Here is a 22639-nt window from a genome sequence, read left to right as displayed (position 1 = left end):
TGTTTTAGTAACCTGGATTTTGTTCTAATTGATTATTGGATGCTTGAATTTCTGTTCGGGGAATGGGCAGCCAATAATGCTTGGTTTGGAATAAGCGACCGGATAAGGCTTCCTTCCGTGTATATGTCAACGTACTGCCATTCTTGGTAATTTCGATACCATAGGCAGGTATATTTTCTGTCGTTTCAGCGATTTTCCAGCGTCTTACATCGTAAAAACGGTGTTCTTCGAAAGCGAGTTCCACACGCCGTTCATAGCGAACATCATCGCGAAACTGCGTTTGTGAACGTCCTGCGGCTATAGCTGGCATATCGACTCCCGGTCTGCTCCGAACGAGATTAAGTGCTTGTCGGGCACTCATCGAAGCACCAGCGGGAACAACATCAGGGCCATATGCTTCATTTGCTGCTTCGGCAAAGTTAAGTAGGATTTCTGCATATCGGAAATAGTTCCATGGCTGGAAGCCCGCGTTGCCCCAAGGATTGACGATGGGATAATCGTCGTTTATGAATTTACGTAAATAGTAGCCTGTTTTACTCGTATTCCAATTATCGGTTCCGTCTTTGCTGTCTTTCCCACCGGGTGTGAATGTTTCTATTGTTCGATCCCGGTAAGTTGTTCCATTGTAAAGAATACTGGCTGTAAAACGCGGATCCCGATTTTTATACGGATTTGCAGGATCATAGCCAGAAGCCGTGTTTACGGTTCCATCTTCATTGAAAGGAGCTAAACCATTGGTCATCTGGTAGGCATCAACAAGGTTTTGAAGGGGGGTATTGCCTCCCCAACCCCCATATCCATTAGGGCCATTAGCAATCTCTAAGTGCACATGATTCGCATTTTTGGTATAGTAACGGGCAAAAATCGTTTCCGAATTGTCATTGGTGATAAATAGCTTGGCATACCCACCGGTATATAGGCTGTACTTATTCAATGCAATTACCTCTAGTGCTGCCTGTGCAGCTGCGTCCCATGTTCCGGCGTTGTATAATGGGCTGGCGGCATAAAGCAATATTCTAGATTTGAGCGCAAGAGCAGCACCTTTAGTGGCACGACCTTGGAGCCAACCGGCTCCATTGTCTAATGGTAACTTTTCGGCAGCCTCGGTCAATTGATCTGCCACATATTGGACACCTTCGGCGATACTCTTCCGATCAAATAAAGCTGGATCTTGCAGATTGTCGCTTAAGTTGTATACGGTATCGCTCAATAAGACTACCCGACCGTAATTACGAATGAGATCGTGGTAGCGGAAAGCTCGAATAAATTGCAGTTCACCTTGTAAACGAGTCTTATGTGCTTCACTCATTTCGATTGCTGATAAGGTTTTAAGTGCATAGTTGCATTCGCGAATACTACGGTAGCTCCTCGCCCAAAATGTGCCGGCGATGCCCGTGTTCTCGGGGGATAACTGTCCGCGTTGGATCAACCACGTATTGTCATCGTTAGTGTACATCGATTCGTCGGTTAGCGACGACCATAATCCGTATTCAAAACCCCTTCCAAAACCTGGATCCGTACCTTCACCTTCTTTGTCTTGTAGTCGGGCTCCTAGGTAGCGGTTGGTGATGTAAGCCTCTAATAAAACGGTATCCGATTCGATAGATGAAGTGGATATGCGGTCCGTAGGCGTAACCGTTAAGTCATTTTTACATGCTGCAAAAAAAGCAATTGCTGAAGCAGCGTATAGCATATAGTGTTTAAAAGATAGCATCTTGTTTCCCTCCATTAAAATTTAAGATTTGCACCTATGTTGATGATTCGTTGTTGCGGATAAAACTGTCCGCTTCCGCTATTGCCTTCGGGGTCGTAACCTTTTACTTTAGTTAGGGTAAAGAGGTTAAAGCCGTTGGCATAAACACGTAGTGCACCTAGTTTAAGACGATTTAAAAAGCTTTGTGGCAGACTGTAGCCTATCTCTACATTTTTTAATCGCAGAAAAGAAGCATCATCCAGCCAAAAGGTATTGTTGTACAATCCACCGCTAATGGCACTTGATGCCCGTTCTGATACCCTGGGATAAGAGCCATTGGGGTTGTTGACCGCGTTGAAGCGGTTATCCGCCCAGCTGCTGTAAAAGTTTCCAACGGTTCCAGATTCAGGTAACACATATTGGCTTACCTGAGCCTGACCGGCGAAAAGTAAGGAAAAGTCAAATTGCTTATAGGCAGCGTTGAAACTGAAACCATAGGTAATTTGTGGAATATTACCATAGGGTGTACGTACTTGATCGTCTGCTGTAATTTGTCCGTCTTTATTGTAGTCTTCATAGATTAAATCGCCTATCTGGGTGCCTGTTACGTGAGGGAATTGCTCCAAATCGGCATCCGAACGGTAAATGCCGATCGCGTTGTACAGTAGATAGGTGTTTAAAGGCCTTCCTGTTTGTCGTTGGTAGTCTATTGCACCTTCAGCCTCGTCAATAAAGATAATTTTGCTTTTGGCATAGGTGAAATTACCGGATAAACCCCAACTGAAATCACCTGTTTTTTGATATCCTAAGGTGGCCTCGAAACCGCTGTTATTCACTTTACCGATATTTTCGGAGGGAACAAGAGGAATATTACTATCGGTTGGATAAGGATTAACAATACCCGAAGTTCCGGGTAAAGAAGCATTGCGCGTGGCTAAGATATCGGAGCGTTTTTGTTGGAAATAAATGGCTTCTACCGTAAAATGATTGAGGAATGCAGCGTTAATACCGACATCCAATTTTTTAGAGACTTCCCAGGTAATGTTGGGATTGGCCAGTTTAACCAAGTTAATATTGGGTTGAATAACAGGTCCATCACCTAATAAGGCTACAAAACCATTTCCTACTAACACGTAATTATCAAAATACTGGAATCCATTAACGTTATCATTTCCTAAAGTACCATAAGAAGCACGTAATTTCAGATCATCAAAAAAGGTAACCTTGTCTGCAAACCATTTTTCCTTGCTAATGCGCCAACCGGCAGATACCGATGGGAAATAACCGAAACGTTTACCTTCTGGAAAGATAGACGATCCGTCTACGCGTAATTGCCCTTCAAATAGATACCGTTCGTCATAATTATAAGCGATGCGGCTGATCACACTTTTGCGGGTATAATTGGTGCTATAACCGGAGTTCAGGTAATCGGTAGCAGCCGATCCACCTTGAGACAGCTCGGGAAGAAGTGTTGATAGGTAATTAAAGCGTTGGGCATCAAAATATTCTAAATGGCTCTTACTTTGCTCATAACCAACAAATGCGTTGATATTGTGCAGACCAAAGCTACGTTCAAAATTCAATTTGATATTACCCGTAATGAGGGATTCATTTTGGTGGGATTCGGTAAGTGTGGCGGCATTGTTATTACCACCAACGATGGTACTATTATACGTGTCGTTAGCGGCATCATAGCTGTACAGTAGATAGGGTACACTAAAGTTCTTGTTAAACGTGTTCGATTTATCTACCGATAAAAATCCATCTACCGATAAACCATCTACACCCGGGATTTGGTAACTGCCTCGCAAAATTCCATTAAAGACCTGCTTAGGATTATCTACTGTACCGGGGATATCGGTTACCATCACAGCTGGATTGGCATTTTCAATTCCTATTGTAGGAAGTCCGTTGGGATAGTAAGCACCTACAATGGGTTTTGCCCGATAAATGGAACGGAAAATGTCGCCTGCTCCGGCTATTGGAAATGTACGGTTCTCCTGCCTGCCCGATAAGGAAAGTCCGACGGTTAAACGTGAATTGATATGGGCATCAATATTGGAACGAAAATTATATTGCTTGTATTTGGTAGCTCCATTTTTATAGATACCATCTTGATAGATACTGCCTAAAGACATAAAGTAGGTGAGGTCATCGGTTCCGCCGCTTACGGCAAGGTTATGTTGATTTTGTAAGGCAACACCTTTTAATGTCGTTGCTTCCCAATCGGTGTTGGGATAAAGCAACGGATCAGAGCCATCCCTAAATTTTTGTATTTGTTCTTCGCTATACGTTTGGTTTAGGCCACCGTTCGGATTGGCATCGTAGGCAATCTCATTCATTAAGGTTGCATAGGTCGCTGCATCAGCCATTTTGGGCAACCTTGTTGGAGAGCTGAAACCTTGGTTACCACTGTAGTTGATGGTGGGCTTACCGCTTTTCCCGCGCTTGGTCGTTACCAGGATAACCCCATTAGCCGCGCGGTTTCCATATACTGCTGCCGAAGCATCTTTAAGTACGGAGATGCTCTCAATATCTGCCGGATCTAAGCGTTCCAATCCGCCGATCTGTCCAGGTACTCCATCTACAACCACCAAAACGTCATTGCTTCCGGTAGTGGCTTGGCCACGTACTGTAATGGAAGAGCCGTCATACCCCGGTTCACCACTACGATTATTGATAATGACACCCGAAAAACGGCCAGCTAACGAGTTGGAAACATTGGGTTGCGGACTTTTAACGAGATCAGCTCCTTTTACTTCTGATACTGATCCGGTTAACGTTGCCTTTTTCTGTGTGCCATAGCCTACAACGACCACTTCGTTCAGTGCTTGTGCATCAGCAGCTAGCGTAATATTCACAGCCGCCTGGGTACTTACTTCTACCTCCTGTGTCAGATAGCCAATATAGCTAAATACAAGGGTAACTTTTGTACTGGGTACTTGTAATTTAAATTGACCTTGATTATCGGTGCTTGTACCTATTTGGCTGTTTTTTACCTTTACACTAACACCCGGCAAGGCCTGTCCTTGGTTATCAACAACTTTACCATGGGCGGTATACTGTTGTTGCTTAACAGTAACGGTGGATAGTTTGTCCCTTTCATAGGCATGCACTGGGCCTAAATAAAAGAATGGAGCGGCTGCTAAGGTAGCTAAGGTTAGATAGCGCTGAACGCTTCGTTTGGTGTGATTTAGCATTGCATTCATCATATAGTATGGTTATGGTTAGTATAAACGTGTCATGTTGACAATAAAAATAGGTTGGCAAAAAATAACCTCTATTGGTTACAAGACCGTGTTTATAGAAAGCAAATCTCGTTCATCTGCTGCGGAAACGGTGAGGGGTAAATTGAAAAAAAGAAGGGGGTAAATATCAAGAGCGATAAGTTTTAAGTAACACGTAATACGTGTGATAACCTTGAGATGGGTATTGGTGTGAATGCCTGTTATGGATGACGAGCCACAAATTACGGACTGGTACCGGTTGTACCGTACGTACTAAACGGATAATGTACGAGGTAAAACTTATTTCGCATGGTAGATATCATGAAACGGTTTCCGGTATTGTTTGATATATTCTGAAGGGTTCATACCGTATTGTTTAGCAAATTGTTCCCGGAAATATTTAAGGTCGCGTATCCCAACTTGATATGCTACTTCATACACTGTAGCATCGGTACTAAGTAATCGCTTCGCAGCCATGTGTAACCTAACGGTACGAATGTATTGATTGAGTGATAGATCATGGATTTCTTTAATCCGATTACTTAGGGTAGCATAACTCATGGCGCAATCAGCAGCTAATGTATTTACACTAAACTGCGGGTCACTCAAGTTTTGTTCAATGATTTGGATGCATCGTTCATGCAGCGCCCTATCTTCGGCAGAAATCTTTTGTAGTCTTGCGTCAGCGGTCACCTGATTAAAAAAATAATCTTTGAGGTTCTCACGGCTTTTTAATAAGGTTGTTATTTTGGCTTGCAATACTTCTACCTCGAAGGGTTTGGTGATATAATCGTCCGCACCGCTTTGTAAGCCAGCCAATTTTGTTTCAATATTGTGCGCAGCGGTTAATAAAATGATAGGAATATGCTTGCGTTGTAAATCTTGTTTCAATTGTTTACACAGGTCAATGCCATTGCTATCCTCCATCATGACATCGCATAGCATGACATCGGGCATGACGGTATCGAATACGTGCAGCGCTTCGGTTGTTTCATGAGCCACGTATACTTGATAGTCGTTCTGAAAGATCGTTTTCAGGTAAATACAAAGCTCTACATCATCGTCTACAATCAGTATTTTCTGTTTATCGGCTACGGTAACACCGTCGTGTAAGGGGATGGATGAGGCTACCGTTGCGGTAACCGGCATAGGTGCCTGTATCGGTTCCGCCAGTGCGTTATGTTCGATAATAGGGCTGGATGTCGTTTCGCTAAATCCGGTAGGAAGTATGATGAAAAAAGTGGTGCCTTTGTCGATTTCACTTTCATAACGAATACTGCCTCCATGGAGCTCAATGAGTGATTTAGCCATCCACAAGCCAATACCAAAGCCTGTTGGTCGTTTCTTGTCGGCATCTATACGATGATGTACAAAGGGTTCAAATAGCTTATCACCGATTTGTTTATCAATACCGCAACCACTATCGGCAATATCCACTTGGATATGCTGCTTATCCACGAAGCGAAGGTGAATATCCAGACGACCTTTAGTGGTAAACTTTACGGCATTAAAAACAAGATTGAAGATAGCCATTTCTATTTTTTCACGATCAGCTTTAATGAGTACCTGCTCGGCTTCCGTCTGAAAAGTAATGGAAATGTGTTTGTGCTGGGCCTGATGATAAAAGCAACTGATGATTTCATGGATTAAGGAAACGAACTCTATTTCTTCCAGATTAAGCGACTCTTGAGATAAATTGTCTTTCCGAAAAGTTAATGCCTGGTTGGCTAAACGCAATAGTCGGTTGGTGTTGACATACAAGACATTGACTGATGGATCATGTTGGACTTCTTGGTTCTTATTTTTTAATAATTCTTTTACGGGCTGTAGAATTAAGGTGAGCGTTGAACGGAACTCATGAGATAAGCGGGTATAATAATTTAATTTGATGCTATGGATCTCGCTTTCTTTCGCTCGTTCCAATTGGGCTACTTTCAGCTGGTAATTGAGCTCTATTTTTTGTTGTCGATGTCGCCGATAATAAATGATGATTGTCCCCGCTACTATAAGGTATAGGAGGTAGGCCCACCAAGTTCGGTACCACGGGGGGAGCACTTCAATAGCTATGCTTTTCAAGCTACCTTGCATGACATTTCCGCCTTCTTCCACTGCTACCTGAAAGGTGTAATGACCAGGAGGGAGGTAACGGTAGGTGGCTGATTGTTCGTTGCCTACATAATTCCAATGTTGATCAAGCCCAAGTAAGCGATAGGCAAATTGTTGTTCATTCGCCGATCCGTAAATCAGGGAAGCATAATGAATAGTAATGGTAGATCGGTTATAAGGTAAAGAGAAGTGCCGCGTTTCATTGAGCGATTGAGCCAAGACTGAATCGGTCGTGGGGTTCATTAGTGAAAGCTCTTTCCCTTCAATAGCTAAACCGGTAAGGGTAATTTCCCGTTGAGGCTGTTGTCGATTCAGCTGTGCTGGATTGAAATAGCTGAGACCACCGGTTCCTGCAAAGAATACTTGCTTTCGGAAGGGGCTGTACCATGCCGCCTGCGGGTTGAAAATGCCGGATTGTAAGCCAGCAGTTACACTATAATTCTTAAGGCGGTTGGATCGCAGATCGATACACGATAAACCTTTTGTGGTGCTTACCCAGCAATGGTTATGTTCATCGGGCTGAATGGCCAAAACGGTGTTGCTGGCCAGTCCGTTTTTCTCGTTGAAAAGCTTGATCAGCTTCCGGCTTCGGATATTGTAGATTAATAAGCCGCTGTTTTCGGTAGCAATCCATAAGTTGCTGTCGGGTAGTATGGCCAAATCATAGATAACCTCTGCTTTGAGTTGATCAAAGGGTTTACCAGTGGGTAAATAGGGGATGAAATGCTCTTTATGCTGCTCGAAATAGGTAATTCCTGCTCCATATGTTCCGATGATCAGATTGCCTCGCTGATCGGTAACCATCGAACGGATATCGTTAGATGGAAGGGAGCTGTTTTGCTGGTTATAAATCGTGAACTTACCGGTATTGGGATTGAGTTTGTTCAATCCGCCACCATTGGTCCCTACCCAAAGTTGTCGGAGATGATCTTCGCAAATGGCGCGTACATCGTTTGCACCGAGCGTATTGTTTTTTGTTGGATCGCTCTGAAAACGTGTAAAACTGTCTGAATCGTGATTGTAGCGTAATAATCCACCACTGTAGGTACCAAACCACAATTGATTTTCACGATCTCTGTAAGCCGCCAATATAGCGTCATCAGAAAGACTATGAGTACCTTGTTGCTGCGTATAATGGCGTACAAGGGTATTGTTTCTATCTAATTTAAAAAGGCCATCTCCATCCGTACCGATAAACAAATTGCCGTCAACGTCTTCGATGAGCGCGTAGAAACGAAGGTCTTGTGATGCTCTTCCGGTAATGAGCTTCGTTTTGTTCCAGTTGAAAAAATTGTAAGTGGGTTTGGCCAGCAGGAAAAGGCCATCACCGTAAGACCCCGCCCAAAGGTTCTGATCCCGGTCGAAAAATAAACGGGTAACCGAACGTTTGGTAAAGCCCGCGGGATGCTGGCTCGTTTTACCTAGTGGGTTGACATCACTTATTCGAATGGGGAATGTATCATCATGGTAGGTCAAACGATAACCACCACCATCTTGTACACCAATACATATCATGCCCTGCTGATTGGATGTGACGGATAAGATACGGTTATTGGTAGTATGTAGATCCTGCTGGGTAAACCACTGTCCGCGTTTCCACCGACTGCTGTAGATAAACAATCCTTCTTCTGTGGCAACCCAAACATTACCTTGTGCGTCTTCGTAGAAATCATGGATCCGCACATATGGTTTTTTTATGCAGATATCCTGTAGCCTTGGGTTCGGTTCCAATGTTTCCCCTTGGATGCGATAAACCGTCAACCCCATATTTTGAGTGCCAACCCATAACCATCCCTGATGATCTTCATATAATGCTGTAATCATGTTGGAACGCAGTCCGCTTAGGTTGTGTGTGGTGAATCGTTTAGATGTTCCTGTTTTTTTATGAAAACGATAAATACCCAACCCATTAGCCGATATCCATAAAATATCAGGTTGTTTGGAAGCAGCAATGCAACCTACATCCATTTTATATTGGCCACCACTACTTGCCAAGATGGGATAGTGTGTGAATGATTCGAGCGAACTATTATACTTGCTAATACCTTGACGAGAGGATACCCACAGCGTACCTTCCTGATCAACTAATAGCGCTTGAATATAGTTACCCAATAGGCCATGGGGTACTTCGGCATCGTATTTAAAATTCTTGAACGATTTACCATCAAAACGACTAAGGCCATTTTCCGTAGCAATCCAGATAAAGCCAATGCGGTCTTGTACAATATCTTGGATGTTATTGAACGCTAATCCCTGCTGCCATTGGTAATTATACTGCTGGTAAACAGCACTATCAATCGAACAAAGAGCTGAAAGAGGCAATATGAGCCATTGAAGTACTATATAGATTCGTTTTACCATATGTCAATGCAGGGCATTAAACATACAGCTTTTTTACCTTATCTGAAAACAAGATGATTGGCTTTTTGGGTATTTATCTGGTGAAAATACGCTTATCTTCCAACAATGATCCGGTATCAATAAGCTGTTACTACTTACACTCCATTTTAGCCGTAATAGCATTAAAAGAATCATTCGTTTGTATATCCTTTCAAACAAAAGGATTAAAAAACGTTTTAGCAGGTACTGGGAAATTAAAAAATTAACCATAACTTGCGCTACTAACTAAAACAAACAATCCATAATGAGAACAATTGAAATACAGGAACAACAAGAGGTCTATGATGCCATCGTTGTGGGATCTGGTGCGGGAGGTGGAATGGCAGGCTACGTTTTGGCTAAAGCAGGTTTAAAAGTGCTGATGTTAGAGGCCGGACCTTTTTTCGATCCAGCAAAAGATGCGCTTCAATTACGTTGGCCTTGGGAATCTCCCCGCCGAGGAGCCTCCACCATTCGTCCTTTTGGTGATTTTGATGCTGCTTATGGCGGTTGGCAATTGGATGGAGAACCCTACTCTACGGTAGAGGGAACTGATTTTCAGTGGTTTCGTGCGCGTATGTTAGGCGGACGTACCAACCATTGGGGGCGTATCTCGCTCCGTATGGGGCCAGACGATTTTAAGCCTAAAGATGGGGTAACCGATGCGTGGCCGATAACATATGATGAAGTGAAACCCTTTTATGATAAGGTAGACCGGATGATCGGTATTTACGGAACCGTTGAAGGACTTCCAAATGAGCCAGATGGAATTTTTTTAAAACCACCTAAACCACGCTTGAATGAACTGTTTATTAAGCAGGGAGCGAAGAAAGCTGGAGTAACGGTTATTCCGGGGCGGGGTTCTGTCTTAACAGAAGCTTTACCGGGGGTAGAAGGTAGAGGGACCTGTTTTTTCTGCGGTCAGTGTGGTAGAAGTTGTAAAGTGTATGGTGATTTTTCTTCCTCTTCCTGCTTGGTTATACCGGCTATAAAAACGAATAATTTAAAAGTCATTGACAACGCTATGGTGCGTGAAGTGCTGACAAACGATGAAGGGATCGCTACCGGTGTTTCTTATGTAAGCACTAAAGATATGCAGGAATACAGTGTGCGTGGAAAAATGGTGATCTTAGGTGCTAGTGCTTGTGAATCGGCTCGTTTGATGCTTAATTCAAAATCCAAAGCGCACCCGGGTGGATTGGGTAATAGTAGTGGATTGGTAGGGCGGTACTTACACGATTCTACCGGTTCCAGTATGTCTGGTTTTCTTCCCCAATTGTTGGAACGAAAACGGTATAATGAGGATGGAACAGGTAGTGTACATATTTATTCACCTTGGTGGCTGGATAATAAAAAGCTGGATTTTCCACGCGGTTACCATATTGAATATGGTGGTGGCCTGCACATGCCGTCTTATGGCTTTTTGGATTGGGTGCCAGCAGTGAATGGTATGGTCGCCGGAAAGGATGGCAAGAAAAAAGAACAAGGGGGATATGGTGTCTCGCTAAAAAATGACTATCGCCGTTTTTACGGTGCAAATGTAGGGATGGCTGGAAGAGGTACCGCTTTGGCACGTAAGGATAATTATTGTGAAATAGATCCGAAGAAAGTGGATAAATTTGGTATTCCTACCTTACGTTTTCACTATAAATGGGGAAGTGAAGAGGTCGCTCAGGCCAAACATATGCAGGAAACGTTCAAAGAAATCATGCATCAAATGGGCGCTATCGTAACTTCTCCCAGCTATGGACCAGACACATCGTATGGTCTAGATGCTCCAGGATATATTATTCATGAAGGCGGTACCACCCGTATGGGTGACGACCCTAAAACATCCGTATTGAATAAATGGAATCAATCGCATGATTGTAAAAATTTATTTGTTGTTGATGCAGGCCCATTTGTACAACAGGGAGACAAAAATCTCACATGGAGTATTTTAGCTTTATCCATGCGGGCAGCAGAGCATATATTGGAAGAAAGAAGTAAACTAAACGTTTAACAAGCGATGGACAGAAGAAAATCTATAAAAGTTTTAGGACTTACCGCTGTTGGTACGGGGCTTTTAGTGGAATCCTGTCAACAGGGTAAGCCTGAAAAGGAAGCCGCTCATGCGGATGAGCTTAAAAAGTTGCCCGGTGTACAGGATTTTGAGCACGAACGTAACAACACCTTAAATAACGAGCGCTATTTTGACGAGCATGAAATGGCAACCATTACTGTTTTAGCTGATATCATCATCCCTAAAGACGAGTATTCGGAGAGTGCCTCAAAGGCTGGCGTTCCGGGATTTATCGAGTTTATGGTGAAAGATATTCCCGACTATAAATTACCTATGCGAGGAGGTTTGAAATGGCTGGACATACAATGTCTAAAGCGTCATCGTAAGGTATTTGTCGAATGTGATGAAAAACAGCAGCTTGCGATAGTAGATGAAATCGCCTATCCGCAGCAGGCTAAGCCCGAAATGCAACAAGGGGTTGCTTTTTTCGGTTTAATGCGGAACTTGACGGCATCCGGTTTTTTTACCAGCGAGATCGGAGTGAAAGACATCGGATACCAGGGTAACCGACCAGGACCTTGGGATGGGGTGCCTGCCGATGTATTGAAGCAGTATGGTTTTACCGAAGATACTTAAAGGAAGATTATCTGCTCAATTGTAATATTTTTATTAACATTTTGGTGATTTATAAGATACGACATATCTTTGTGTCATCATAATTTAGGTTTATAATTGGTTAATAAGGCTTCCAATCTCCCCGGTTGGAAGCCTTTGTTTTTTTAATTGTCTTTATTCATTTAGTACTACCGAAAATGAGATAATTTGAAGAACAACTGAACGAAACGACCTTTTTTTCCAAAAGCATATTCGTTATCTTCGCCAAGAAAGTGGTTTGCACAAAAGAAAGCGCACCAGTTACCCTAATCAAACAAAAAAATGAACTTAAAAAACGTGATTACCTGTACCATTGGCTATATATGTGTATGGATGTCTGTATCAGCGCAAGACTTTCCTGCTAATATTCCAGGCGATTTTGCCGACCCTTCTATTATCCGCAGTGACGATACGTACTATGCCGTTGGCACGTCTAGCGAATGGGCTCCACATTTCCCTATTTTTAAGTCGACTAACTTACGGGATTGGAAACAAACCGGTTTTGTGTTTGACCAGGCACCATCATGGACACAAGCTTCTTTTTGGGCACCTGAATATTATTTTCACAAGGGAATATATTACCTTTACTATACAGCAAGAAGAAAAAGCGATGGCGTTTCGTGTATCGGTGTGGCGACTTCTAAATTTCCTGATCGCGGTTTTACTGATCATGGGATATTGATTGCCTACGGCAAGGAAGCTATCGATGCGTTTGTATATAACGATAATGGTCAGCTCTATATTAGCTGGAAAGCTTATGGCTTGGATAAAAGACCTATTGAAATACTGGGGAGTAAGTTATCCGCTGACGGTCTTTCTTTGGTGGGCGAACCATTTTCTATGCTGAAAGATACCAAAGGGCAAGGGATGGAAGGACAAAGCATGTTAAAACAAGGCGACTATTATTACCTGTTTTATTCTGCGGGTGCTTGTTGTGGTGTCGAATGTTCTTATCATGTTAATGTGGCGCGTGCAAAAGCGATTACCGGGCCTTATGAAGAGTATGACCAAAATCCAATTTTGACCAATCGCGATGGCTGGAAGTGCCCAGGCCATGGCACTTTTATCAATAACCAAAAAGGAGAAACGTACTATATTTACCATGCATATCGTACAACCAGTAACGTATTTACTGGTAGGGAAGGCCTGATATCCCAATTACGTTGGACCGATAGTGGTTGGCCTATGTTCGACAAGCAATTAACGGCTCATGCCAATCCTGTTGGTATGCGCTACGATTTTGCCCAGAAACATACTCCGGTTTATTGGCAATGGGATTTTCGGCATATGCAACCGCGTATCGATGAAAATCAAGGAAAGTTGGATTTATCGGGACGTTACGACGCAGAGAACCCCGTTGGTGTAGCGGTCACCATACGACCATATAGTAGCGCGTATGAACTCGAAACATCGGTATTGAATACCAATGAGGCTAGTAAAGGATTGATCGTGTATGGAGATGTTTCTGCTGCGGTAGGCATTGCTGTACATGGAGATAAGGTCGGCTTTTGGGCAATAAAAGACGGTAAAAAGGAAATACTTCAGGAAACGAAGTTGCCATCAACGTCATTACCGGTCTATTTAAAATTGAACGTTTATCCAGATTTCACGTGCAGGGTCTATTGGAAACAACAGACCGACTGGCAGGAACTTACAACCAATAAGGCACCGTATTCGATTCAGTTTCTTCCACCCTGGGATCGTAGCCCAAGGCCTGGTTTATACATTTCGGGTAAACCGGAAGAAAAGGCAAGTTTTGGCTTTTTTGAAGTTTCGTATTAATAAGTGACTATGGAAAGTACGGGAAGCCGACTTTCCATTACGTTATATCCATGGCTGTTCACGCGATATCCGTTAAAAGTACATGCGAAAGGACAAGAAGGAAACATGAAGAGTGCGTAAAGGATAGGAAAAGGAAAGGTGGAGTTAACGTGGATAAAAGGTGGACTTGAAGTGGGGGTCATGTGGACTTGAACAACTTATAGTAAAGAAAATTCTCGGAAAAAGACGGGAGACTAACGTCGAAAAAAGGATATCAGGTAAATCTGAATAAAGATACAAAAAAAAGGCGTAAAACACATCATGTTTACGCCTTTTTATTATTGAAATTTATTTCCTAAAAGGGCAGGAAGATTCACTTTTTACGTTGGTCGATATAGTTTTTTAACAGATCAATTTCCTTCTGATCATAAGATGTAGCGTCCAGGGATGGTTTCTTGTGCAAATGCCGTACCCCATAATGTCTGTATGATTAAAAAACAGGAGCTTAGGAGAATCTTCATAGAAAATAGGTATAATACTTAGTAAACAATTGGATTTAAATGTGAATTGGCTAAGGCACCTACTGGTAAACCGGCTAACCAGGTCTTTCGATCGTTTTCCTGATGCGGGTTAATCGGCTCCGTTACTTGGGCACCGTCTGCAAAATAGATAACGGTCATCACCTCGCGGGTAGTGGTAGTTGATTGATTGCCTGGTGCGTGATGCAAGGTAGAACCATAATGCCATGTCGCATCACCTGCTTGCATGGTAATAGCACGATGAATGGGATAGCCTTGCTTTTGGATATATTGATGTAACAGTTGCTCCGATTGATCTGAGATAGCAATGTTCTCTATAACCCCTTCTTTGTGCGATCCGGAAGCGAAGGTCAGCATACCCATTTCTTCGCTGATATCAACCAAAGGCATCCAAAGGGTAACGGTATTCAAGGTGTCTAATGGCCAATAATATTGATCTTGATGCCAAGGGGTATGCCCACCCTGAGGTTCTTTATATAAGGCCTGATCGTGATAGATGCGTACATGATCTACACCTAATAGGTTGGCAGCTATTTTAGCAAAACGTCGTGCCAAGATGAACTGGCGTACATTGGCATCCACTTGCCAGAGGTTCATAATCTGTAAAAAAGCCTTGCCATAGGTATCTCGCTCGGCTAACGATCGTTTCTCCGTGTTATGGGCGTAGGTAGCCGCATTGACGGCGGCTCGGTAGGCAGCTACTTCTGTTTTGTTTAGAAGTCGAGGAGTTAACACATGCCCTTTTTCCTTGAAATCGTTAATCTCCGCTGGAGATAAATCGATTGTTTCTTGTAATGTAGGTAAATTGGTGGTATTCATTTAGATATGAGATATTAGATTTGAGACATTTTCATCAGAAGGACGACTTTCTAGACAGTTTCATGTATAGCATGTTTTTATCAGATAAAAGAGTATCGCTTAAGACAAAGTAAGGAGATTAGGTAGATGCAAAAAAGGCATATCTAGGCTATTTAGTGGATAATATTGTCCTATATGAGTGTAATATTAATTAAATGGTGTAATATTGTCTAGTTAGTTGATGGTTGTTTGTTGTTATCAAGAACGTAAAAATGAAAGCGACGTACGAATCTGTCTATAATTTACCGGCGACATCATTTACAGTTAGGCGTTTTGAAGAAAAGTATTTTTCTGCTCCTTACCATTTTCATCCAGAATTGGAACTGACCTTCATTATAAAAGGCGCAGGTAAACGATATGTGGGCGGTCGGATAGACGATTATGATGCAGGTGATTTGGTATTGTTGGGTGAAAATTTGCCCCATTGCTGGAAAACGGAGCTGGTTGACGACACCGAAGTAAATTCGATTTCTATGGTAGTCCACTTCAATCGTGATTTTTTAGGGACCAATTTTTTTACTATTCCAGAGATGAAACGCATTTCGAAATTGTTGCATTTAAGTAAAAATGGCTTGTATTTTACACCGGAAACAGCTTGTGAGATAGGTAAATCGATGGAAGCTTTAGTACAAGAGCAAAATACCGTAGCTAGAATAGGTTTATTCTTAAATATATTGGACCGCTTATCGTTTTCTACTGATTTTAAAGTATTGGAACAACAGAACTTATATGAACACATTTCAGTAGTCGAACGGGAGAAAATCAATAAAGTAAGCGCTTTTATTGTCGATCATTTTCAAAAGCCTATTACTATTGAAGAGGCGGCGTCTTTGGTGCATCTATCCCCCCACGCTTTTTGCAAATACTTTAAAAAGGTAACCCGGAAAACATTTATGGAAACGGTCATTGACTATCGGATTGATTTTGCTACGCAGCGATTATGTGATACCGATTTGCCCGTTACCCAGATTGCATTTGAAAGCGGCTTTGCTGATCTATCCAACTTTTATCGGACATTTAAAAAGAGAAAGCAATTGAGCCCATTAGCGTATCGCAAGGTTTTCCTAAACGCAGATGCTGCCTTAGGAATTTAACAAAATAGCCTCATCCATAATCGCTAGGAAAGACGGACACAGTCATATAGGGTATAGCAGCGATAGGAGTGTAGAAATGGATATTGAGAAGAATAAAGTTAGAACAGAGGGCTTATGTAAATTCCGGATTAGCATAAATGAGACGATATAGAAAAAGAATGACACAATTGTGCCCAGCAGATACGGGGGATAATCATTTTTTTTGTCGTTGTATGATGAACTGACAAATCAAGCTTTACGGAGACGGCATCAATCAGTTTACGAATCAGTTTATTAAACCATCTTATATGAATAAACCATTAAACAAAAACGGACGCATACAAATCATGCTCTTCTCGATGTGCTTATTTTTTTCGGGCATTTGTGTACAGGCCCAAGAAAATGAATCGCATAACGCTCCAGCACCTTTATTCCGGGATCCCATTACCGATGGGGCTGCCGATCCGGTGCTATTTTATAATCCCATTGAAAAAGCATGGTGGATGCTGTATACGCAGCGTAGGGCTAATCTAGAGCTTCCCGACGTGGCCTTTTGTTACGGTAATAGCATCGCTATTGCGTCTTCAGATGACCATGGGCAAACATGGGTTTACCGTGGGACTTTAGATTTGGAATTTGAGCATGGACAAAATACTTTTTGGGCACCTGATATCGTGTTTGATAAGGGTGAGTTTCATCTTTTCGTAGCTTATATAAAAGGGGTTAGAAGCCATTGGGGTGGAGAAGCGAAATTAGCCCACTATACCAGCAAAGATTTATGGAACTGGAAATTCCATGATTTTTCGGATGTAGGTGTAAAGAATGTAATTGACGGCTCGCTCATCAAAATGCCCAATAGTACCTGGCGGATGTTCTTTAAAGGGCCACAAAGTTTAACCATGATGGCTGATAGCAAAGATTTAGTGCACTGGGAACCTCATCATGATCCGGTAATTAAAGGGAAACCGCATGAAGGCGCCAACGTTTTTGAGTTCGAAGGTTTTTATTGGATGTTAACCGATGAATGGAGTGGCATGCGTGTTTATAAATCAACCGATTTAACGCATTGGGAAAGACAGGGAATGATTTTGAACGATATTGGTACAAGACCAGACGATACACCTACTGGCGCTCATGGCGATGCTGTTGTGGCCGGTGATAAAGCCTATGTCTTTTATTTTACCCATCCCGGCAGAAAAACGCATTCCGCGGCTACCCTCGATGCTAGTGGTGTATACCCCTATCAGGAGAGAAGATCGTCTATTCAAGTGGCCCAACTGGTTTACGAAGATGGAACGCTAAAATGTAAGCGCAACGAGGATTTCGATTTTTATATGGCTGATGAAGACCAAGGAAAAGACTTCATTGCACAAGAAAAACCGCTCATGTATTTTACCGACACCTCGTCTGGTAAATCCATAGCCAAAGATCCAAAAGTTATCCATTTTAAAGATAAGTACTGGCTATATTATTCTATTCCGGGAAAAGAAAATTCGGGTTGGCATATTGGTATTGCACAGAGTGATAACCTAAACGATTGGCATAAAGTAGGGGAGTTGTTTGGGGCTGCGTCATACGAAAAGAATGGCTTATGTGCCCCAGGCGCACTGGTGAGAGGAGATACGGTGCACCTCTTTTACCAAACCTATGGCAATGGACCTAAAGATGCTATTTGCCATGCTTATTCTACTGATGGTATTCATTTTATCCGGAATACGAGTAACCCGATTTTTAGACCTACGGGTAATTGGAATAATGGTAGAGCCATTGATGCAGAAGTGCATGCGTATAAACAGCAGTATTTTCTCTATTTCGCTACCCGTGATCCAGCGGGAGAAATTCAAATGCAAGGGGTCGCTACAGCGCCGTTGGGTACCGATTTTAGTCGGAATGATTGGAAGCAGGCTACTGATGAGCCAATTTTAAAGCCTACTCTACCATGGGAGGGAAAATGCATAGAGGCAGCTTCTGTAACCGAACGGAATGGTATGCTGTATATGTTTTATGCGGGTAGTTATAACAACGTTCCCCAACAAATCGGATTAGCAAAAAGCCGGGATGGCATTCATTGGGAGCGCGTGCAGCAAACGCCTTTTCTGGCTAATGGAAAGGCGGGTGAGTGGAATTCTAGTGAATCGGGTCATCCGGATATTTTTAAGGCAGCGAATGGTCAGTATTACCTCTTCTTTCAGGGGAATGATACCGGCGATGGGCAATCCTGGTATTTATCTAACCACTTATTACAGTGGAAGGGTGAGCTACCAAAACTTATTTCGGAAATAAAGCATGAATAGCTATTTTTTGTTGTTTACCGCGCAGCTGGATGCTACCCAGTACGCGGTTTCCATAATTGCGGGCAATATTAAGCATGGCAAGAAGATCAGCACTGATAATAATTTCTTCATGAAATTCGTTGCATTTACCTAAAATGCGCGATGTGGTATTCAAGACATCACCGGAGTAGGTGATGTCTCTTTTTACAATGCCCACCTCACCCGCAATGACATCGCCCGAATGGATGCCCGCCTTAAAGGACGGAACTAGTCCGTAACGCTTCTCATATTTCGTTTGTAGGGCATTAATCGTCTGTTTGATATCAAAGAAACATTTGAGGCATTGTGCCTCCATTAAACCATCTTTATAATTCCAAGCGATGACCACTTCATCGCCTACATACTGATAAATATGTCCGCGATTCTCTAAAATGGGGGTCGTAATGTCAGCAAAAAAATCTTTAAGCAAAGCGTGATAGTTTTCATTGCCCAATTGTTCGGCTATGGTGGTAGAGGCATTCAGATCAAGGAACATAAAAATGCGTTTTTCTGCCTTGGGTATATGGTATTTCCCACTGATGATATGCCAAAAGGTTTGGTGGCCAAATTTACTGCTTATCTGTAAAAGCAATTGGGTGAGCGCAACGAGAAAAGCCCATACCAAGGCATTTTTGATGGGATAGCTATCGGTAATAAAGGCGATATATGCTTTTTGCGTAATCGGTGTAGATAGCGGAGCGCCTGTTTGTAGTGGTGTTAAGATGGCCCCCATCACCAGGGTAATGATACCGATAATGCAGATAAAGGAGATATATACCACTGCGATGGTATAGCCATATGGTTTGTCCCGGTATTTTTCATTGATATAAAACACCAATAAGCTTCCGCCAAGCAAGGCACCGATTAATCCAGCGCCCATGTTCCGCAATAGGGAAAGGCCAAAAGCATATTGTTCAGAAGGTCCCAGTGAAATGCGGGTATGGATCACCAAATGATCATACACTGCAACGATAAAGCCCAGTATGATCCAAGCTACTAGGATGACACCTAATTGCTTTAATTTTAATTGTGTTCCTCTTTTCATCTTAGTACAATTTGGTAAATATTACCGTTATACAACTAAATTATAAAAAAATAGCCGACTTGATTTGCCTAGGCAACGTGGGATACCCTCTGTTTTCTCAGTGAGTAGGAAACCACTTAACGGTAAGCTTGAACCTCAACTAGCTTTTCGGTCTTTAAAGAGAAAAAGAAAAATGACCAAGACTATTGCCGAGATATAAGCAGGCGCAAGCCACATGTTTTTCCAATAAGATGCGGTGTCTACTGTTTGGTAGTGCTCGGCAATGTAGCCTGCCACCCAGAAACCGATGAGCATCCCAACGCCATACATGGCTACCGTAACCAGACCCTGTGCGGATGCTTTATAACGATCGCCGGCAATGACATCCGTATACATTTGTCCGGCAACGAAGAGAAAATCATAGCAAACGCCATGAAGAGTAATTCCGATGATAAGCATAAAAGCTAAGTCACCTGCATTGCCGTAAGCAAATAGGAGATACCGGATTACCCATGCACTGATACCTAATATGACGGTTTTCTTAAAGCCTAAACGTAAAAGAAAAAAGGGAATAAGCAATAGGCACAAGCCTTCTGACAATTGGCCGAGAGCCATTTTTGCAGTAGGATTTGGTAATCCTATAGCCGTGAGATAGGGATTAGCCTGTTGATAGTAAAAGGCTAATGGAATACAGATTAAAATTGCGGATATAAAGAACACCAGAAAATCTTTTTGTTTTAGTAATAAAAGGGCATCCAAACCTAACATTTCTGCTATACCTTTCTGATGTGTAGTTTTAATCGGTGGACTTTTAGGCAACGTAAAGCTCAATATGGCTAAAATCAATGAAGAACCACATGCTAAAAGAAAAGTATATTTCAGAAAACCCTTTACAACGGCGTTGCTTTTGTCCCAACCAAAGAGATAGCTGATCATCAGACCCGAAACAATCCAGCCTATGGTGCCCCAGACGCGTATAGAAGGAAATTGCCTTTTAGCGTCGGGGAGATGTCGGAAAGCAATGGCATTGCTAATCGCTAACGACGACATGTATAAAATGAAGTATACCAGCACAAAAGGATAGAGATCGGAAGCATTCGCAGAACGATACATCATCAATAGTAAAAGGGCACCTACAAAATGAAGTATAGCCAATAATCGTTCAGCATTGAAAAATTTATCTGCTAGTAAACCCATAATTAAGGGCGCAATTACTGCTCCTAAAGAATGGGTAGAAAAAATATTAGCCATTTCAAAACCAGTTGCCTTTAAATTGGTGGTTAAATACGTCCCTAGCGTAACAAACCATGCGCCTTTAATGAAATATTCTAAAAACATCATCAGGGATAATTGTGCACGTAACTTAAGCGTCATAAAGGGCTGTAATTGTTTGTTTTTTGATAAAAATAGCCAAAGTTCTGTGATAGGCAAGAAAATTAGTATAAAATATAATCCTTTGTTTCTTTTATGTAAAAAAATCCTGTAACTGACTTTTTGACTCTTTTAATAAAAATTAAAATTTGCTTAAATGTCGATTTAATCAGTAATTTGTCCCGTTAATTTATTGTTAAGTATATCAAGCTCAACAACAGGTTGTAAAACAAATTTCAATCTTTTACGCGATATTTAAATTCTTATACAAAAGCAATGGGATATTCTATTCAACCAGCAGATGGTAAATTGGGAATCTTGATTCCCGGATTAGGCGCTGTAGCCACCACTTTTATTGCAGGAGTAGCTGCCATTAATAAAGGCATCTCCAAGCCAGTCGGATCACTCACTCAAATGGGAAATATTCGTTTAGGTAAACGTACCGAGAACCGGTACCCACTCATTAAAGATTTTGTACCATTAACCAATTTAAAAGATATTGTTTTCGGTGGATGGGATGTGTATGAAGACAATGTTTTCGAAGCCGCTAGCAATGCCAAAGTGTTGGAACCGATGCTTTTACACGCAGTGAAAGAGGAACTGGAAACAATAAAACCTATGAAAGCGGTTTTTGATAAAAACTTTATCAAAAACTTAGATGGTACACATATTAAAGAACAAACCCATCGCCGCGAATTGGCAAATGCCGTTTTAGAGGATATTGCACAGTTTAAAGAAACCAATAATTGTGATCGTTTAGTGATGGTATGGTGCGGTTCGACCGAAAAATACATCGAGCATTGCGAAATATTCGAGTCGATCGATGCCTTTGAAAATGCATTGGATGCAGACGATCGCCGGATATCACCCAGTATGATTTATGCCTATGCTGCTATTAAATCACGCGTACCTTTTGCTAATGGCGCCCCTAACTTAACGGTGGATATACCGGCCTTAGTGGAGCTGGCACAACAACTAGAGGTGCCTATTGCTGGAAAAGATTTTAAAACCGGACAAACGCTTATGAAAACGATCGTTGCTCCTGGATTAGCAGCACGTGCCTTAGGTGTTAAAGGTTGGTTCTCTTCAAATATTTTAGGTAACCGTGATGGATTGGTATTAGATGATCCAGAAAATTTCAAAACAAAAGAGGTTTCTAAATTAAGTGTTCTAGAGGAAATTTTGAATGCAGATATCAATCCAGAGCTTTATCAAGAACTGTATCATAAAGTAAGGATCAACTATTATCCGCCACATGGCGATAATAAGGAAAGCTGGGACAACATCGATATTTTTGGTTGGTTAGGTTACCCCATGCAAATCAAAATCAATTTCTTGTGTCGCGACTCTATATTAGCTGCACCTATTGTACTTGACTTAGCTTTATTTTTAGACTTAGCCCACCGTGCTGGTATGTCAGGCATCCAAGAGTGGTTATCCTTCTATTTAAAATCACCACAAACGGCTCCCGGACTTAAACCAGAGCATGACATATTCAAGCAACTGATTAAATTGCAAAATACCTTACGCCATATCATGGGTGAAGACTTAATCACACACCTGGGCTTAGACTACTATCAAGAATTGGTAGACAACTTATAATACAAAACGAAGGTAAGGGTTAAGGTAAAAGCTTTCTT

At 42.0% G+C, this 22639-nt stretch carries 12 protein-coding genes; 6 read left to right on the top strand and 6 right to left on the bottom strand.

Translation table 11 applies throughout. The features are described from left to right. Positions 1-4: 4 nt before the first annotated feature. From ABD930_RS21330 to ABD930_RS21320, 3 genes are all read right to left on the bottom strand, one after another. Positions 5-1729 carry a RagB/SusD family nutrient uptake outer membrane protein gene (locus ABD930_RS21330; RefSeq protein ID WP_345235234.1) on the bottom strand — a complete coding sequence of 575 codons (1725 nt, stop codon included), beginning with the start codon at positions 1727-1729 and terminating at the stop codon, positions 5-7. Beyond that, positions 1729-4905, bottom strand: a complete 3177-nt coding sequence (locus tag ABD930_RS21325; protein ID WP_345235232.1) for a SusC/RagA family TonB-linked outer membrane protein — start codon at positions 4903-4905, stop codon at positions 1729-1731. Before ABD930_RS21325 ends, ABD930_RS21330 begins: the two co-directional genes overlap by 1 nt. Before the next feature lie 315 nt (positions 4906-5220). Then, positions 5221-9387, bottom strand: a complete 4167-nt coding sequence (locus ABD930_RS21320) for a two-component regulator propeller domain-containing protein (protein ID WP_345235230.1) — start codon at positions 9385-9387, stop codon at positions 5221-5223. Between the two features lie 283 nt (positions 9388-9670). On the opposite strand from ABD930_RS21320, the gene ABD930_RS21315 reads away from it, so the two are divergent. From ABD930_RS21315 to ABD930_RS21305, 3 genes are all read left to right on the top strand, one after another. Then, positions 9671-11407 carry a GMC family oxidoreductase gene (locus ABD930_RS21315; RefSeq protein ID WP_345235227.1) on the top strand — a complete coding sequence of 579 codons (1737 nt, stop codon included), beginning with the start codon at positions 9671-9673 and terminating at the stop codon, positions 11405-11407. 6 nt (positions 11408-11413) lie between these two features. Further along, positions 11414-12043, top strand: coding sequence for a gluconate 2-dehydrogenase subunit 3 family protein (locus tag ABD930_RS21310; RefSeq protein WP_345235225.1), 630 nt, complete (start codon positions 11414-11416; stop codon positions 12041-12043). A 300-nt stretch (positions 12044-12343) separates the two neighbouring features. Further along, positions 12344-13843 (top strand): glycoside hydrolase family 43 protein, encoded by a 1500-nt coding sequence (locus tag ABD930_RS21305; RefSeq protein ID WP_345235223.1) that lies wholly within the window; start codon positions 12344-12346, stop codon positions 13841-13843. A gap of 518 nt (positions 13844-14361) precedes the next feature. On the opposite strand, the gene ABD930_RS21300 is transcribed toward ABD930_RS21305, so the two are convergent. Next, positions 14362-15180 carry a phytanoyl-CoA dioxygenase family protein gene (locus ABD930_RS21300; protein ID WP_345235221.1) on the bottom strand — a complete coding sequence of 273 codons (819 nt, stop codon included), beginning with the start codon at positions 15178-15180 and terminating at the stop codon, positions 14362-14364. A gap of 251 nt (positions 15181-15431) precedes the next feature. Here ABD930_RS21300 and ABD930_RS21295 point away from each other — a divergent pair, with 251 nt between their 5' ends. Both ABD930_RS21295 and ABD930_RS21290 read left to right on the top strand, forming a co-directional pair. Continuing rightward, the gene (locus ABD930_RS21295; RefSeq protein ID WP_345235219.1) at positions 15432-16313 is read left to right on the top strand and encodes an AraC family transcriptional regulator; all 882 of its coding nucleotides are present in this window, start codon (positions 15432-15434) and stop codon (positions 16311-16313) included. A 287-nt stretch (positions 16314-16600) separates the two neighbouring features. Then, positions 16601-18586 carry a family 43 glycosylhydrolase gene (locus ABD930_RS21290; protein WP_345235217.1) on the top strand — a complete coding sequence of 662 codons (1986 nt, stop codon included), beginning with the start codon at positions 16601-16603 and terminating at the stop codon, positions 18584-18586. On the opposite strand, the gene ABD930_RS21285 is transcribed toward ABD930_RS21290, so the two are convergent. Next, positions 18561-19649, bottom strand: coding sequence for an adenylate/guanylate cyclase domain-containing protein (locus tag ABD930_RS21285; protein ID WP_345235214.1), 1089 nt, complete (start codon positions 19647-19649; stop codon positions 18561-18563). The two genes, ABD930_RS21290 and ABD930_RS21285, sit on opposite strands and share 26 nt — an antisense overlap. 135 nt (positions 19650-19784) lie before the next feature. Further along, positions 19785-21002, bottom strand: a complete 1218-nt coding sequence (locus ABD930_RS21280; protein ID WP_345235212.1) for an MFS transporter — start codon at positions 21000-21002, stop codon at positions 19785-19787. Between the two features lie 273 nt (positions 21003-21275). On the opposite strand from ABD930_RS21280, the gene ABD930_RS21275 reads away from it, so the two are divergent. Further along, positions 21276-22601: an inositol-3-phosphate synthase gene (locus ABD930_RS21275; RefSeq protein WP_345235211.1), complete on the top strand. Its 1326-nt coding sequence runs from the start codon at positions 21276-21278 to the stop codon at positions 22599-22601. Positions 22602-22639: the final 38 nt, after the last annotated feature.

The sequence above is a fragment of the Olivibacter ginsenosidimutans genome (assembly GCF_039542865.1).
GTDB lineage: Bacteria > Bacteroidota > Bacteroidia > Sphingobacteriales > Sphingobacteriaceae > Olivibacter > Olivibacter ginsenosidimutans.
The sequence above is the reverse complement of the archived record's forward strand: the minus strand, read 5'-3'. Positions and strand labels throughout refer to the sequence as shown.